The 16,007-nt window shown below is 54.1% G+C and carries 11 protein-coding genes; 8 read left to right on the top strand and 3 right to left on the bottom strand.

Annotated features, from left to right (window positions below):
* Positions 1–46: 46 nt before the first annotated feature.
* A complete protein-coding gene (gene gcvH / locus CHH75_RS01935; RefSeq protein ID WP_095265348.1) occupies positions 47–439 on the top strand; it encodes a glycine cleavage system protein GcvH in 393 nt (130 codons plus the stop codon).
* A 121-nt stretch (positions 440–560) separates the two neighbouring features.
* Here gcvH and CHH75_RS01930 read toward each other — a convergent pair whose 3' ends face one another.
* Positions 561–1,475, bottom strand: coding sequence for a DMT family transporter (locus CHH75_RS01930; RefSeq protein ID WP_095397327.1), 915 nt, complete (start codon positions 1,473–1,475; stop codon positions 561–563).
* Positions 1,476–1,574: 99 nt separating this feature from the next.
* Between CHH75_RS01930 and CHH75_RS01925 the strand changes: the two genes are divergently transcribed.
* The 5 genes from CHH75_RS01925 to CHH75_RS01905 all read left to right on the top strand — a co-directional run bounded on the left by CHH75_RS01925 (position 1,575) and on the right by CHH75_RS01905 (position 9,371).
* On the top strand, positions 1,575–3,050 hold the full coding sequence (locus CHH75_RS01925) for an aminotransferase-like domain-containing protein (RefSeq protein WP_095397326.1): 1,476 nt from the start codon (positions 1,575–1,577) through the stop codon (positions 3,048–3,050).
* A 77-nt stretch (positions 3,051–3,127) separates the two neighbouring features.
* Entirely contained in the window at positions 3,128–3,823 is a 696-nt protein-coding gene (locus CHH75_RS01920; protein WP_095397325.1) for a 2-phosphosulfolactate phosphatase, read from the top strand.
* The gene (locus tag CHH75_RS01915; protein ID WP_095397324.1) at positions 3,820–4,584 is read left to right on the top strand and encodes a phosphosulfolactate synthase; all 765 of its coding nucleotides are present in this window, start codon (positions 3,820–3,822) and stop codon (positions 4,582–4,584) included. Before CHH75_RS01920 ends, CHH75_RS01915 begins: the two co-directional genes overlap by 4 nt.
* A 260-nt stretch (positions 4,585–4,844) precedes the next feature.
* Positions 4,845–6,902 (top strand): catalase, encoded by a 2,058-nt coding sequence (locus tag CHH75_RS01910; RefSeq protein WP_095397323.1) that lies wholly within the window; start codon positions 4,845–4,847, stop codon positions 6,900–6,902.
* A gap of 237 nt (positions 6,903–7,139) precedes the next feature.
* Entirely contained in the window at positions 7,140–9,371 is a 2,232-nt protein-coding gene (locus tag CHH75_RS01905) for a stalk domain-containing protein (RefSeq protein ID WP_095265342.1), read from the top strand.
* Between the two features lie 206 nt (positions 9,372–9,577).
* Here CHH75_RS01905 and CHH75_RS01900 read toward each other — a convergent pair whose 3' ends face one another.
* The gene (locus CHH75_RS01900) at positions 9,578–10,780 is read right to left on the bottom strand and encodes an MFS transporter (RefSeq protein WP_095265341.1); all 1,203 of its coding nucleotides are present in this window, start codon (positions 10,778–10,780) and stop codon (positions 9,578–9,580) included.
* Between the two features lie 184 nt (positions 10,781–10,964).
* Here CHH75_RS01900 and CHH75_RS01895 point away from each other — a divergent pair, with 184 nt between their 5' ends.
* On the top strand, positions 10,965–12,200 hold the full coding sequence (locus CHH75_RS01895; protein WP_244908168.1) for an aminotransferase class I/II-fold pyridoxal phosphate-dependent enzyme: 1,236 nt from the start codon (positions 10,965–10,967) through the stop codon (positions 12,198–12,200).
* 131 nt (positions 12,201–12,331) lie between these two features.
* On the opposite strand, the gene CHH75_RS01890 is transcribed toward CHH75_RS01895, so the two are convergent.
* Positions 12,332–13,558 carry a nitrate/nitrite transporter gene (locus tag CHH75_RS01890; RefSeq protein WP_095265339.1) on the bottom strand — a complete coding sequence of 409 codons (1,227 nt, stop codon included), beginning with the start codon at positions 13,556–13,558 and terminating at the stop codon, positions 12,332–12,334.
* Positions 13,559–14,007: 449 nt separating this feature from the next.
* Between CHH75_RS01890 and nirB the strand changes: the two genes are divergently transcribed.
* Positions 14,008–16,007 (top strand): nitrite reductase large subunit NirB (nirB, locus tag CHH75_RS01885; protein ID WP_141235800.1); only part of this gene is annotated, 2,000 nt, incomplete at its 3' end.

The following is a 16,007-nucleotide window of genomic DNA, read 5'->3' as shown; positions in this document are numbered from 1 at the left end:
TAAAATGCATAAGAGAACATTCCAATTCGAAAAGAGGAGACCAAAAATGAGTGAAATCAGAGAGCAACTGGTGTACAGCGAGGACCATGAATGGGCGCTGAAGGTAGAAGGAAATGTGGTGCGTGTCGGCATTACCGATCACGCGCAGAACCAACTGGGCGACATCGTGTTTGTAGAGCTGCCGGAGATTGGAGCTGCGGTAGAAGCGGGCGATAGCGTCGGAACGATCGAATCGGTTAAAACGGTATCCGAGCTGTATTGTCCGGTATCCGGCACCGTCACGAAAGTCAATGATGGGCTGGAGGATAAGCCTGAGCTGGTCAACGACGAGCCGTATGAAGGCGGCTGGATGTTCGAGATTGAAGTAGACGGCGATCTGGAAGAAGCGCTGGCGGGTCTTCTGACAGCGGAAGCCTACCGTGCGAAGGTAGACGAGTAAGACTGTTTAATATACGCGTTCATAACAGAATAGACATACAGCAGAACCGGCAGGATTCCTTGAAGCGAGTAGCAGCTTGAGGAATACCGCCGGTTTTTTAGTTGTGCTGTGCCCGTGACGATCAGGCTGTCGTATGCAGGCCCCGGTTGCCGAAGCGTCTGGTAAGCTCGCCCAGGTTCATCACGACAATCCCGATCACAATCAGGATACTGCCGAGGAGGGAGTACAGTGTGATGGCCTCGTTATAGAACAGAAACCCGAGTCCGACCGCAACCATCGGGGATATGAAAAGCCAGGTCGACGGGAAAAAGGCATTCGTTGCTTTCAGCAGCCAGGCATACAGGCTGTGGCCGACCATGGAGCCGATCAGGGTCAGATATAACATGGATCCTGCTCCGGGCCAGGTGAGCACCGCGTCGATATGGATCCGCTCGGTAAAGACTGACAGTACGAACAAGGCCAAACCGCCGTAAATCATCTGCATTGAATTTATCGCAATCGGGGAGATGTCGGTATAGGTAACCGTAAGCTTTCGGGTCAACAGACTGCCGATGCAATAGCCGAGCTCTCCGATCAAAATAACGACACAGCTGAGTATCCACAGCGTGTCTTGCTCCAGCACCATCTTCGGCATAATGAGCACGCATACCCCGGCAAATCCGATGGCCGCTCCCCAGTACTCGCTTCGTTTGGCCGACTTTCTTGCGATGGTCGTCTGCAGCATCAGGATCATCATCGGTCCCGTTGCCGATAGGACGGCGGCCACCCCGGAATCTACGTATTGCTCGGCCCAGTACAAGGTTGCAAAGGTAGCGAAGGTGCTGGTCAGACCGATAAGGATCCAATCCTTGCGAAGCAGCAGGGAAGGGCGGATTTTTTTGGTGACGATCATCCACAGCATGATCAGAAGGCCTGCGGTGAAGAAGCGAAACCCTGCCGCGAAGAATGGAGGCAGGCCTGCCTCAACACCGACCTTGATCGCCAGGAAGGTGGTGCTGAATATGGCGCACATCAGTATGTAGTTCAACAGAATCATGTATGGCTCTCCTCCTTTTTTGTATACTATAATGGATTATGAATAGAACAGATGGTGGAGAGTAGAACAGATTGCGAAGGACGGAGAGGGGATGGAGAAATGAGTTATTTGGAGCCGGGTTCGGGCAGGCCAAGGGGAACGCTGCATCAATCTGTATATGATGAGGTGATCTTGGGCATCCAAAGCGGCGAATGGAAGAGATACGAGAAGCTGCCATCCGTTCGTGCAATGGCGGAGCGCATGCAGGTGAACCGGCTGACAGTACACAAGGCGTACCAGCGTCTTGCTGAGGAGGGGATTGTTCAGGCCCGTTATAAATCAGGCTATTATGTATCGAGCGAGCCTGCTCCCAGACCCGGTTCAAGGTTTCTGGACGATCCGCCCTGGGAATATCAGGCCAAGCCTGTGCGCGCCCCGCGAAGCCGGTTGTTCGAAATTCATCGCAAGAAGGTCGCGTACAAAATGTCCGAAGCGCTCATCGATCCGTCGCTGCTGCCGAACGCCTTTTTATCCGGGCATGTGAAGGAAGTGTTCGACCTGCATCCCAAAGTGCTGTCCACCTATTCTTCCGTATCCGGCGACGAGGAGCTTCGTGAGGAAATGAGCAGATATTTTAGGGCAAAGTACGGCCTGTCTCTATCAGCGGATGAACTGCTCGTCACGACAGGATCGCAGCAAGCGATTGATCTGATCTCGCGCTCGCTTGTCCAGGCTGGGGACCGGGTGCTGATCGAGCGACCGACCTACAGCCCGGCCATCGATGTGTTTCTCAGGCAGAACGTCCGTCTGCTTCCCGTGGAAATTACGCCGGAGGGCTATGATCTGGATCGGATCGAATATTTGATGCGTACGGAAAAGCCGCAGCTGTTCTACATGAACCCGACATTTCAGAATCCAACGGGATACACGGTCCCGGCGTCGCAGCGAAAGCAGCTGCTGGAGCTGGCGGAACGCTATAAGTGCATATTGGTGGAGGATGATGTGTACCGCGACATTTACTTTGAGGATCCGCCACCGCCGCCGCTTTTTTATTATGATACGGAGGGGTATGCGATCTACATTTGCAGCTTCAGCAAGTTTGTAGCTCCGGGACTGAGAATTTCGCTGCTGGCTGCGAGGCCGGCGCTGATGGATTCGATTATAGCGGTGAAGGCACTGGCGGATAACGGCACGCCGCTGCTCACACAGAAGATCTTCCAGCATTATTTCTTCTCGGCCAGGCTGCAGGAGCATGTGGCAAAGCTTCGAATTGCGCTGGAGCTGCGCAAGGATCGGATGGAGCGTATTTTGGCAGGGACCGGCTTTCGCTGGGCAAGTCCGGGTGGCGGTCTGAACCTGTGGATTAACCTGCCGGAGGAGGTGCCGGTTGACCTGCTGCTCGAACGCTGTCTGGAGCAATCGGTGGCGTTTGTCCCGGGAGAAATCTGCGATCCGCTCGGTGAAATGAAGTCCTGGATTCGGCTGAGTTACTCCTATATCAGCGAGGCTGAAATGGAGGAAGGGCTGCGCCGGCTAATTGCGATTGCGGAGGAGATGAAGGGTGGCATTACTTTTCCCCGAACCGATTTGAACTAGGCGAATATACTGGGAGTGAACTCACAGCCCTAAAGAAAGCAATGCGTTAGGCACAAGTCTTGGTCAAGGAGGGAGCCATGGCGGTCAGCATCATACAAGGGAGCAGCCGCGTGCCGGGGTCCTCGGATATTCATGTGGTCATCGATGTCATCCGGGCGTTTACGGTGGCCCATTATGCTTTTCTGAACGGAGTGAAAGGGATCTTGCTGGCGCCGTCGCTGGAGCAGGCGTTCCGTTATAAGCAGGAGCATCCGGATTATTTACTGGCAGGGGAAGTCGGGGGCCTTCCGATTCCGGGCTTTGATCTGGATAACTCCCCGAAGCGATTGGATCACAGCGATGTGGCGGGGAAGTATCTCATCCAGAAAACAACGAACGGCGTCCAGGCTACGCTCCAGGCGCTGCATGCGAAGCAGGTTCTGGTTACAGGCTTCTCCAACGCACGAACTACGGCGAGGTATGTCAGGCAGCAGTGCATGACAAGGCGAGACGATCCTTCTGTCGTTATCGTGGCTTCACATCCGACCGGTGATGATGATCTCGCATGTGCGTTTTACATGAAAGGCATAATCGAGGGCACGAATGAGCAAACGGCAGCGCAGACCATCGCAAGGATCAGGGCTTCGGAAGCGGCGAAGAAGTTTTATGACCCGAAACGTCCAGAGTTTGATGAAGCTGATATCGGCTATTGTGTCCAGGAACTGAATTCGGATTTTGTGATGAACGTGAGTCTCGACAACCATATTCCAACGATTGAGAGGCTACAAGCATGAGGAATACCGGGCTACATCTGCCAGAGAGGCAGTCCAAACCAAGGCAATCGGGCTTGACGGTGCTGATTGACAACGGAGTTCCGCTCCAGTTCTTTCGCGATACTCTGGAAAGCGCCGCAGCATACATCGATTTTATCAAGTTCGGCTGGGGTACATCGCTGGTCACACCGCAGCTGGAACAGAAGATTGCCATCCTTCGGGATCACCAGGTTGAATTTTTCTTCGGCGGAACGTTGTTCGAGAAATACTTAAGCCAACGGAAGCTGGAAGATTACCGGGATTTCTGCCTGCGATGCAAAGCGACCTACATTGAAATCTCCAACGGCACCCTGCCGATTTCCAACCGGGAAAAGGCGAAGTACATTAAACAGTTCAGTGATGATTTTCTCATTATGAGCGAGGTAGGACATAAAGATGACGAGGTGTCCGAGACGTTGACTTCATCCGAATGGATTGAATCGATTCTGGAAGATCTGGATGCCGGGGCTTACAAGGTCATTACCGAAGCGAGGGAGAGCGGAACGAGCGGCATATGCCATAGCACAGGCGAGATGCGGCTTGATATCATCAACGATATCGTCGAGTCAGGCATCAGTCTGGACCGGATCATATTCGAAGCGCCGAACAAGCGCATGCAGACTTGTTTCATCCAGCTAGTCGGATCTGACGTGAATCTGGCCAACATTCCGTTCTCGGACCCGATCTCGCTGGAAACGCTTCGTCTGGGGCTTCGCTCAGACACCTTCTATACCTTTGCGTAATGATAGCGTACCGTAAGCCCGTAACAGGAGAGGGTTACAGCAGAGGGTCAACGTATTGTAAGCCGCTTTGCGAGGGGGAACGCCGCCGCGAGGCGGTTTTTTTTGTATTTCGGAAGAGCGCGAGTTTTATTGTGAAAGAATCGTGAACCTAGATTCGCATTATGGCCTGACGGGTAATAAGGGGGCGAATTGACAGGTCACTTGTTGCCCATCTTACCGTGCTTGAAGTACCAACAACTGCGAATCGGGAGGTTTGGACAATGAAGGAACAGCAATCTCGCAACAACAGGCAGCAAACAAGCAAGGAGAAGCAGCTTGAGCAATTCACCGTATCCAATGACGGCAAGCCGATGACGACCAACCAGGGCGTGCCGGTATCGGAGGATGAGCATTCACTGAAAGCCGGCGTGCGCGGCCCCACCCTGATGGAGGATTTTCATTTTCGGGAGAAAATGACCCATTTTGACCATGAGCGGATTCCGGAGAGGATCGTCCATGCACGCGGATTCGGGGCTCACGGTTATTTTCAGGTATATGAGTCGATGAAAGCTTATACGAAGGCACAATTTCTCCAGGATCCTGAACAAACGACGCCGGTCTTCGTTCGCTTCTCAACTGTTGCAGGCTCAAGGGGATCGGCCGATACCGTCCGGGACGTCCGGGGATTTGCCGTTAAATTTTATACCGAAGCCGGCAACTATGATCTGGTTGGAAACAATATGCCGGTCTTCTTCATTCAGGATGCGATGAAATTTCCGGACTTGGTGCATGCCGTGAAGCCTGAGCCGCATAACGAGATTCCGCAGGCGCAGTCGGCCCACGATACCTTCAGGGATTTTGTCTCGAACAACACCGAGAGTGCACATATGATGATGTGGAAAATGTCTGACCGCTCACTCCCGCGAAGCTTCCGCATGATGGAGGGCTTTGGTGTGCATACATTCCGTTTCGTCAACGACGAGGGACGGGCGCATTTTGTCAAGTTTCACTGGAAGCCGGTGCTCGGCATGCACGCGCATGTCTGGGATGAAGTGCAGAAGCTGGCCGGCAAGGACCCGGACTACCATCGGCGGGATCTGTGGGACGCCATCGAATCCGGAAACTATCCGGAGTACGAGCTGGGGGTTCAGCTCATTCCGGAAGAAGATGAATTTACCTTTGATTTTGATATTGTGGACCCGACCAAGCTGTGGCCGGAAGAAATCGTGCCTGTGCGGATCATCGGCAAGCTGACGCTGAACCGCAATACCGACAACTTCTTTGCCGAGACAGAACAGATTGCTTTTCATCCGGGTCATGTGGTGCCCGGGATTGACTTTACGAATGACCCGCTCCTTCAGGGGAGGCTGTTCTCGTATACGGATACACAGCTCTCGCGTCTTGGCGGGCCGAACTTCCACGAGATTCCGATCAACCGCCCGGTCGCGCCCGTGCACAACAACCAGCGTGACGGTATGCACCGGATGACCATCAATCCGGGGCAGGTCAGCTATCACAAGAACGGGCTGGCCGGCAATTCGCCGTCCCCGGTGCCTGAAGAAGAAGGCGGTTACGCGCACTATACGGAAAAGGTGGACGGACGCAAAATCCGGGAGCGAAGCGACAGCTTCAAGGATCATTACAGCCAGGCATCCATGTTCTGGAACAGCATGTCGGAGGTGGAGAGAGAGCATATTGTGTCCGCTTTCCAGTTCGAACTTGGAAAGGTGAAGAGCAAGGACATCCGCCAGCGGGTCGTTGACATGTTCGCGAACGTGGATAAGGAGCTGGCTTCCCGGATCTCCGAAGGGATCGGAACGGTTTCCCCTGGCGGCCAGGGCGCGGCTTCCGCATTGTCCTCTCCGGCGCTCAGCATGATGAATACAGTGAAGAGTCCGCGATCCCGCAAGGTTGCCGTTCTGGCGGACAACGGCTTCAGCGAAGCGCTGACGGGCGTGCTCGAGCAGCTTGAGCAGTCTGGCATCATCGCCGAAATCGTGAGCACCAAACTGGGCGTCATATCCGGTGAGGCCGGAAGCCAGCTGGAGGTGCAGCGTTCGATGTTGAACTCGGACTCCGTTCTGTTCGACGCCGTTCTTGTAGCCGGCGGCAGACAAAGCGTCGATGAACTGCTGGCTAATCCGAAATCGCTGGACTTTGTCAAAGAAGCGTTCCAGCATTACAAGCCGATCGGTGCGATGGCCGAGGGCGCGGAGCTGCTTCTTGAGCCTTCAAGTCCCGGCGTTGTGGTGGCTCCGGCTGAACAGGACAGCCCGTTGTTTGCGGAGGAGCTGATCGAAGCCATTGCCGAGCATCGGTATTGGTCAAGAGTGGTGTGACTATTTATAACTAAGTAAAGGCCGAAGAACACGGTTGGGACTGTGTTCTTCGGTTTTTTCTTGCCTTTTTTGCGAATGTGATTACACATGAATAAAGGGGGGAAGAGCGGTAGAATGCCGAAAGGCCTAAAAAGTTCAAAATATTTTGGCGAATTATAGAAACTATTTACCATAAATTACGTCTAATAGTATGGCATTATTGGAGTTATAAAAATCGGAATCAGAAGGAGTTTAAGCATGAAATTGAAGACAGCTGCTTTGCTAACCGTACTTATTATCTCTCAAGTAGCTGGGACTCTGCCGGTTAGCGCGGAGTCAAGCAATACGCCAGCATCACAGGAAGCCGTATCCGGCGCTGAGGTGACGACGCAGGCGAATCCATCCTCAGGAGTACAAACAACCGAAGAACAGCCGCAGGGCGGTCAGACCGATGCGACAACGGATCAAGCTGTTGCATCTGAAGTAGTTGAAGGCGAAGGGGAAGAGAATCAGCCTGGAACAGAGAACCAGGGGGGAGCGGATTCCGCTAGCGCAGGCAACCCGGACGGCGAGGGAAATCAGACGACAGAGAAACCTGCCACATCCGAGACAGCCGGAAATCCTAACGAACTCATTCTTTATTTTAACAGTACAAAAATGGTTCACGGGGGAACGACCTATCACGCGCCGCAGCCGATGCAGGTCAAGAAGGGCGTCTCTTATGTTCCGATCCGGGCGCTTGTAGACCGTGTTGGCTTTAAGGTCAGCTACGATCAGAAGACGAAGGAAACCCTCATCCAAAAAGACGGTACGGAGCTTCGCTTCAAAACCGACAGCGACCAGTACTTGGTAAACGGTGTGGCTAAGACGATGAAAGGCACTTCATACCAGACGAACAATACGTTCATGGTACCGCTAACAGCCATTATGCAGGCGCTTGAAATTCCATACAAGGTGGATAATCAAGGCAAGCGTGTCATCATGAATTTGCAGGCTAAACCGGTCGCCAAATTCACGGTGGAGCCGAAGGAGATATTTGTCGGTGAACCGGTGGTGTACATAACGGAGTCCAAGGCTGCGGAAGGCACCATCATCAATGAGCGCTGGGAAGGAAGACAGGATGTCTTCAACGCGCCGGGACAATATGTGGTTACTTATTCGGTACAGGATTCGAGCGGCGCATGGAGCGCCCCGTACAGTGTAACACTGAATGTCATTCAGCCGAACCAGCCGCCGGTAGCTCGCTTCGAGACCGACAAGCCGGAGTACAAGATGGGTGAGCTGATTACGATTACGGACTTCAGCTATGATGACCGTGATCCGAAAGAGCTGCTTACTTACAAATGGGAAAATCGTGCTTATGCCTATTTCACGCCAGGGCCTCAGACGATCAAGCTGACCGTGACGGACAGAGGCGGGCTGAGCACCACTTATGAGCATACGGTGAACATTACGTCGGAAACATTGTACAGCGAGGAAAACTTTAATATGCTGTTCATCCCGGAAGGCGAGAAATACACCTTCATTGGCAATGTGATGAGCAGAGACAAATTGAACTACAGCTTCTATGATGAGCCTAGCACGCTGATCCGGAGCAACAGTCCGGAGACGGTGAACAGCGAAGGCATTGTATACCGCGAGACGGCTTCCGGGGATATGCGGTTTATGATCCACCATGTCAACAACGTGAATAAAGATGTGAAGATGTATGTTGTGGCGACCAACATTAACAATGCGCCGGTCACACTGCGAACTGACTACCTTGGATTTGCCGGTCCATCTCCGATTGCGACAGCAGCGGGCAAACGCTCGGTGCAGAATTACTTCCAGTCCATGCTGGATGGATCGAAGCAGTCCTCGGTTACACTTGAGCCGGGTGAACAGAAGCTGGTTATGACCGAGCTGAGCGCGATCCGGATGAGACAGGGGCATGTCATTTCCCTTTACTCGGATATGTACAGTGATTTGCCGGTTCAATTCGATGTCATTATGATTGATGACCAGGCCGATCCGCTGGAGGTGCTTGATCAGCTGCCTATCCTGGACCGTGACGGCGTCCATAACCGTGGTACCTACGAGGATTCGACCCGTGTCATCCGCTACGCCGACCTTATCGGGCGTCAGCCGGAACGGCTCGCTCTCGGAGATAATGCAGATGATCCTAACCTCGTGGGCGTCGACCCGATGGTGGGAGACATTACGCATAATACGGGGAACTTCGGTGTTCTGTACAAAATTACACTGGACCGCGTGGCTCCGAACGTACTGATCTCCTTCAATCCGCGTGGCGGCAAATACTCCGGTTACGCAATGGTCAACGGCAAGATCGTACCGATCTATTCGCTCGGACAGGTATCGCCAACCGAGCAGGCGGTGCTGCACAGAACAGGCAACTTCGAGCAGAAGGTAGAAATTTTGCTGACGGCTGCGCCTGGCAGCAATCTGCCGATCAACCTGCTGTTTACCCCAATGCCTAGCCGGGTTGAATAATTGAATCTACTGTAAACGGCGCCGCCTTACAGCATAGGCGGCGCCAGCATAATAAGGACTCCACCTCCCTAAAGCTTAATCCGGTACACCGGAATCAAGCTTCATCAGGGAATGTGGAGTCCTTGTTCGTTCAACAGCTGGTTGTTTGCAGGTGTCGCGGAGCTAAGCCGGGCTGTCAAGCCCTCAGCCAGCCAGGCGAGCGAGCGTTATGCGGACTGGGCCGGCTGCATGCTGTGCTTCGCCTCCAGCTGATCCAGCTGGTAACAGCGGGCGGTGACCGCAAAAGCGCCAGCGGCGAACAGCGCTCCGGCCCATGGCAGATAGGCGACGCCTACGATATCGATGACAAAGCTGCCGAGAAAGGAACCACCGGCAATGCCGAGGTTGGAAGCGACGGGCATGAGCGAGGCGGCAAAGTCTTTGGAACCCGGCGCTGCATTGTCGGACAAGTCAATCAGATACAGCTGCGCCGCCGCGCTGATGGCATAGGAGAAGCAGGCCACAAGCATCAGCAGTACGAGAGCTGTCCATGACAGCTGGACGGTAAGCGCCAGTGCTGCCATTAGAGCGGTCTGGATCAAGAAGATGATTTTGAGCTTGACGCGGGAATTCCCTTGGGCGACTTTGGCGCCAAGCCAGTTGCTGAAGATCGTAAGCGCTCCGTATACGAGCAGCAGGGAGCTGGTCCATTGCTGAGGAAAGCCGAGCACATCCTCGAGAAATGGAGTGATATATGTATAGATGATGAACACCGATCCTACGCCCAGCACCGGTATCATAAAGGCGAGCACAATGCGTCGGTTTTTAAACAGCGCGAGCTGCTGGGCGACCGGAACGACACTTCGGGTCAAGCTCTTGGGCATGATGGCCATCATAATGATGAGCGGGATGATGCCGACAATCGCGGTCCACAGGAAGGAGGCTTGCCAGCTTGTGGCACGTCCGATGAGCGTGCCAAGCGGTACGCCGAGGACGTTGGCGATCGAGAAGCCGCCGATCACCCAGGCAACGGCTGCGGCTCTTCTTGCGGCGCTCATAAATTCACTCAGCATCGCAATGGCGAGGGAAAGTGTCAGTCCGCAAAGTATGGCTGTACTGATACGAAGCGTTAACATTACGGGGAAAGAAGCGGCCATCGATGTCACAGCCGTTAAGATCAGCACGGCGGCATATGCGGCGGCGATGGTCATATGTCTCGGGATGTGACCGAGCCAGGCAACAACAAACGGCGTGCCCATCGCATAAGCGATAGCAAATCCGGACACAAGTATTCCGCTTGCAGCCAGCGAAACGTTCAAGCTGGTGCTGATGTCCTGCAGCAGGCCCACTATGACATACTCGGTGGTGCCCAGAATGAAGGCGGCAAAGGTGAAGGCAAACACAAGCAGGTTTTCGATTTTTCTCGACATGGTCTCTACTCCTGATCTCTATAAGGTATAGTTGATTTTACAGGTTGAAAAGGTTTACAGGTCAAGACCTAACTTTGAAGGGGGCTGCCTCATGATCCAATCGCAGGTATGATCCTGGGATTCTGTGAGGCGGCAAGAGGCGAAATTCATGTATAATGTAAAGAAAAAAAGTGGGTGGGGCATCGTGGAGCAAAACAGAATCAAACGCACATGGCGGGCAGACAAGTTATCGCATGTCGGCTCTTCCATATTTGCTGAGGTCGCCCAATGGAGAGCGGAGTCGGTACAAGCCGGCATGGATTTGATTGACCTCAGCATCGGCAGTCCGGATCAGGGGCCGTCCTTGGCCATCCGGGAGGCCCTTGCAGGCGAAGTGCTGAAGGAGGATCAATACCGCTACCCGGGGACGCGGGGAAGTGAGGAGTTCCGGCAGCATGTTGTCGCCTGGATGGAGCACCGATTCGGAGTCAAGGTAAATCCTGCAACCCAGACGCTAGCGCTGATGGGTTCACAGGACGGATTGGCGCATTTGGCTCAAGCTGTGTGCAACCCCGGGGATGTGGCGATCGTGCCGAATCCGGGCTACCCGATCTATGCGGGAGCATTGGCGATTGCCGGAGTGAAGCCGTGGTATCTTCCGCTGAAGGAGGAGAACGATTTTCTCCCGGATCTGGACAGCATACCGGATGAGGTGTGGGCAGAGGCTTCGTTTATCTTGCTCAATTTTCCCGGCAACCCGATTGCGGTATCGGCCGATTTGGATTTTTTTGAGAAGCTGGTCGCACTTGCGAGGAAATGGAATGTTCTTATTGTGCATGATCTGGCCTATTCCGAAATGGGCTTTGACGGTTATCGTCCGATCAGCATATTGCAGGTGCCGGGAGCGGATGACATCGCCGTGGAATTTCATTCGTTTTCGAAGAGCTTTAACATGGCAGGCTGCCGGATCGCATTTCTGGTCGGGAATGAGGAGGCGGTCGGAGCTTTACGGGATTTGAAGAACAACATCGATTTCGGTGTGTTCATGCCGGTTCAGAAGGCTGCGGTTACGGCAATTCAGCAGGCGATGTCGTCCACTGGCGACGCGCTGTATGCAGGGACACTGTATGAGCATCGGCGAGACGTGCTGGTTGAGGCCCTTGCAGCTGAAGGCTGGCATGTGCATAAACCGAAAGCAACGATGTTTGTATGGGCCAGGATCCCGGATACATTGAGGACGGGGGCGGACGCCTGGACATCCCGGCGTTTTGCTCGTGAGCTTCTCCTCAGCGCAGGCGTCGCAGTCATTCCGGGGGATGCCTTTGGCTCCGAGGGTGAAGGCTATGTGCGCATTGCGCTCGTCCAGGACGAGGAGAAGCTGCGTGAAGCTGCCCGGCGAATTGGACGTTTTATACGGGAAGCGGCCGGGAGTGAGGGCTAGAAGGGCATCACCATAAGCAGCGAGTCATCTAGTATAAAAACAAGGTCGAGAGCATGCGCACATCAAGAGCGCTGCTGTCGACCTTGTTGTCATTATGGCTTGGTCGGTGTATTTGACCGTCCGTCCGGAACTCAGATCTTGACGGAGCTGGTTTGTGCTCCGGTCTGAAGCTGGCTGGACCAGCTTCTGCGCCATTTTATCTGCATAATAAGGGTCAGTGCCAGCGAACCGGCAGCAATGATCGCCAAAATGATAAAGCCTGGCGTATAGGAGTTCGTAGCCTGATACAGGCGTCCGAGAATGAGCGGCAGCGCGTATCCGCCCAAACCGCCGGCTGCGCCGACGATGCCGGTCACCAGCCCGATCTCGGCTCCGAAGCGCTGGGGAACGAGCTGGAATACCGAGCCGTTGCCAGCCCCCAGGCACATCATGCCGAGGAACAGCATAATGACAACCAGCAGGAGCGGCGGCAGGAAGGAGACGCCAAGCAGCATGATGGCGGCACCGGAATACAGCATCATCAGCATGCGCGATCCGCCAATCCGGTCAGCGAGAAATCCACCCACCGGACGGAAGAAGCTGCCGGCAATGACGCAGATGGTTGTAATATCCGCTGCCTGTACAGGGGTAAGCCCATATTGGGTGTTGAAGAAGATGGTCAAGTAGTTGGCAAGTCCGACAAAACCGCCGAAGGTGACGCAGTACATGGCGCAGAATACCCACGTATCACGCTGCTTCAGAACGTTGGCATACTCGGACATTTTCTTCGGCGCAGGCCGATTCGGGCTGTTGCGGGCGAACAGGCTGAAATAGATGAATACCAGCGTGACTGGAATGATAGCCAGACCGAAAACGACTTCCCAGCTGCCAAAATGCTGGGCCAGCCGGTTGGCAAACAAGGTGGCCAGCACCGTACCGCTGTTGCCAGCCCCTGCAATGCCCATCGCGAGGCCTTGATGCTCTTTCGGATACCACTGCCCAGCGAGGGGAAGTGCAGCTGCGAATGAAGCGCCTGCGACGCCAAGCAGCATAGCAACAACATACAGTTGATCCAGCGAGCTGACCCACAGCCAGCCAAGCAGCAGTGGAACCAGCGTTATCAGCATGCCGATCTGGGCGGTCAGCTTGGGGCCGATCCGGTCGGCGAGAACGCCCAGCACCAGTCTGAGTATGGAGCCTCCCAATACCGGCAGTGCTACCAGATTGGCTTTTTGCACCGGGTCCATCGGGTAATCGGCTGCAATGACAACCGCCAGCGGACCGAGCATGCTCCAAATCATAAAACTGATGTCAAAATACAGAAACGCACCAAACAGTGTGGGCTTGTGCCCGCTTTGCCAAAATCCCTTCTTCTCCACTTCTCGTCACTCCTCATCCAATGAAATTCTTTGTTTACGATCATTTTTATAGGCTTCTCTCCAGGCAGAAAAGGCCGCAAAACGTCCAATGAAAAGAACGTTTTGCGGCCTCATTGCCGTTATGCGGGGCACTTCATTGTGCTGCCGCACTCGCTGATCACAGCGTTGTGATTTTGATTCACATTATAGATATTATCATTATTGAATGTCAATATATATTACATAAAATTTCGAAAAATAAAATTTTGAATAAAATACGGGGAATATGTGTTAGAATTATTGACATATATAAATCTTGAGCTATACTGAATTCATATAAGTTAAATGATATGTGAGAGTCGGATACAATGGTGTATCGGCTTTGAGGCAACGGCGCCCTTTTCCTGAACGAACGGAAAAGGGCTTTTATATTTTCTGACATCGAATTAACACAGGGTGGAGGCGGCCGCATGAACAAGAGAAAGAAGTTGATTGTAGTTGGCAATGGTATGGCAGGGGTCCGGTGCATCGAGGAAATCGTGAAGCTTGCGCCTGAACGGTATGAAATCATCGTGTTTGGTGCCGAGCCGCGCCCCAATTATAACCGTATCCTGTTATCCAAAGTTCTCGAGGGGCAGCATGCTTTTCAGGACATTGTCCTGAATGACTGGTCCTGGTACGACCAGCACGGAATCCGGCTTCACGCTGGTGAGACGGTATCCTTTATCCATACACAATCCCGCTATATAGAGACCGTCTCCGGGATGAAGGAGAGTTATGATGCACTTATTGTGGCAAGCGGCTCGACACCCTTCATCCCGCCGATATCCGGGACGGATAAAGCAGGCGTTCTGACATTTCGAACGGTGGATGACTGCGTCAAGATGAAGGAATTGTCCAACACCAGTTCCAAAGCGGCTGTCATCGGCGGAGGTTTGCTGGGGCTGGAGGCGGCTCGCGGCTTGCTGAATCTGAACCTCGAGGTCGATGTCATTCATAACGCTCCTTATATTATGAATCGTCAATTGGATGCGATGTCGGCCCGTATGCTGCAGAAGCAGCTTGAGGAACAGGGGATGCGATTTCATCTGTCCCGGGAGACCACCCGAATTACAGGAAGAGCGAAGGTCAAGGGACTTCGTTTCTCGGACGGCGCAACCCTCGATGCGGATATGGTTGTGATGGCAGTCGGAATCCGGCCGAATATCGAGCTTGCGATGAGAAGCGGCATTCATACCCGGCGGGCTATAGTTGTGGATGATTATATGCGAACGAATGTCCCCGATGTCTATGCGGTGGGCGAGTGCGCCGAGCATCGCGGAATCAGCTACGGGCTGGTTGCTCCGCTGTATGAACAAGGCAAGGTGCTGGCCCGGGTGCTGTGCGGGATGGATACGCCGCCTTATACTGGGTCTATTCCGTATTCTCAATTGAAAGTGTCCGGGGTGGACGTCTTCTCTGTCGGTGAAATTGGCGGGGAGAATATCGATACGGCCATGCAATCCTATAACATGATTGAAGGGACGTATAAGAAGGTCACGATGCGGCATGGCATAGTGGCAGGGGCTATTCTGTTCGGTGATCCATCGGAAGGCCCATCTCTTCTGGGATTGGTGAAGCGTGCAGCCCCTGTATCCGAGCTGATCCGGGAGGAGGCGGGAGGGATGACCGCAGCCGAGGCTGCAGCAGATGCTCTGCCGGAACATGAGACAGTCTGCTCCTGCAACGGGGTCAGCAAAGGGATCATTATGCAGGCCATTCTGTCTGACGGACTTGAGACGGTCGCCGAGGTGAAAGCGAGCACGAAGGCTTCCGGCTCTTGCGGAGGCTGCGCACCAGCGGTCGCAGCGCTAGTGAAGCTGGCGAAGGCGGGGGGACAGCGGAGCCAGAAGTCGAGGCCGAACCCTGCAGACCGCACGCCAGCTAGAGCTGTATGCAGCTGCACAGACATGAGCCATGCGGCCTTGCGTCAAGCTATTGACGAAGCGATGCTGCAGGCACCGGCTTCCATATCCGGCCTGATGGAAGCGTTGGGGTTTGTGAATCGTGCTGGCTGCGGCATATGCCGTCCGGCTGTGCGCTACTATGCTGAACTGGCTGCTGCGGACAGCGTTGGGAATCCGGGGAATGTTCAGTCTGTTGGGGCTTCCGACTCGGCACCCGAGGATAGGAGTTATCGCGGTGTGCACATTCGGACCGGGGACCCCGCGGAGCGAACGGACGCCGATGTTGAAAGGGGGATGCGCTGGATCGAGGAACAGCTGATGAGGGACTGGGCGAATCTGTCATTGCCCTATCCGGTGACGGCGGGCATAGCGGAGAGCACGCATGGCGACGTCAGCGTCCTCGTGCAGGGGATCGGCATCGCAGCTTCTCCCGCTGGCTGGGAGGTGTATCTGGGCGGACATGCGCAGCATCCTGTACGAGAAGCCCAGCTTGTCGGATTGGCAGAAGAGGCGGGGGAGGCGGT

This window comes from Paenibacillus sp. 7541, from assembly GCF_002276395.1.
Taxonomy (GTDB): Bacteria; Bacillota; Bacilli; order Paenibacillales; family Paenibacillaceae; genus Paenibacillus_AQ; species Paenibacillus_AQ campinasensis.
Note: the sequence above shows the minus strand (reverse complement) of the source record. Positions and strands in the feature narration are given on the sequence as shown.

Coding starts and splice junctions, on each gene's coding strand:
- gcvH (WP_095265348.1), top strand. CDS start 47: ATGAGTGAAATCAGAGAGCAACTGGTGTACAGCGAGGACCATGAATGG.
- CHH75_RS01930 (WP_095397327.1), bottom strand. CDS start 1,475: ATGATTCTGTTGAACTACATACTGATGTGCGCCATATTCAGCACCACC.
- CHH75_RS01925 (WP_095397326.1), top strand. CDS start 1,575: ATGAGTTATTTGGAGCCGGGTTCGGGCAGGCCAAGGGGAACGCTGCAT.
- CHH75_RS01920 (WP_095397325.1), top strand. CDS start 3,128: ATGGCGGTCAGCATCATACAAGGGAGCAGCCGCGTGCCGGGGTCCTCG.
- CHH75_RS01915 (WP_095397324.1), top strand. CDS start 3,820: ATGAGGAATACCGGGCTACATCTGCCAGAGAGGCAGTCCAAACCAAGG.
- CHH75_RS01910 (WP_095397323.1), top strand. CDS start 4,845: ATGAAGGAACAGCAATCTCGCAACAACAGGCAGCAAACAAGCAAGGAG.
- CHH75_RS01905 (WP_095265342.1), top strand. CDS start 7,140: ATGAAATTGAAGACAGCTGCTTTGCTAACCGTACTTATTATCTCTCAA.
- CHH75_RS01900 (WP_095265341.1), bottom strand. CDS start 10,780: ATGTCGAGAAAAATCGAAAACCTGCTTGTGTTTGCCTTCACCTTTGCC.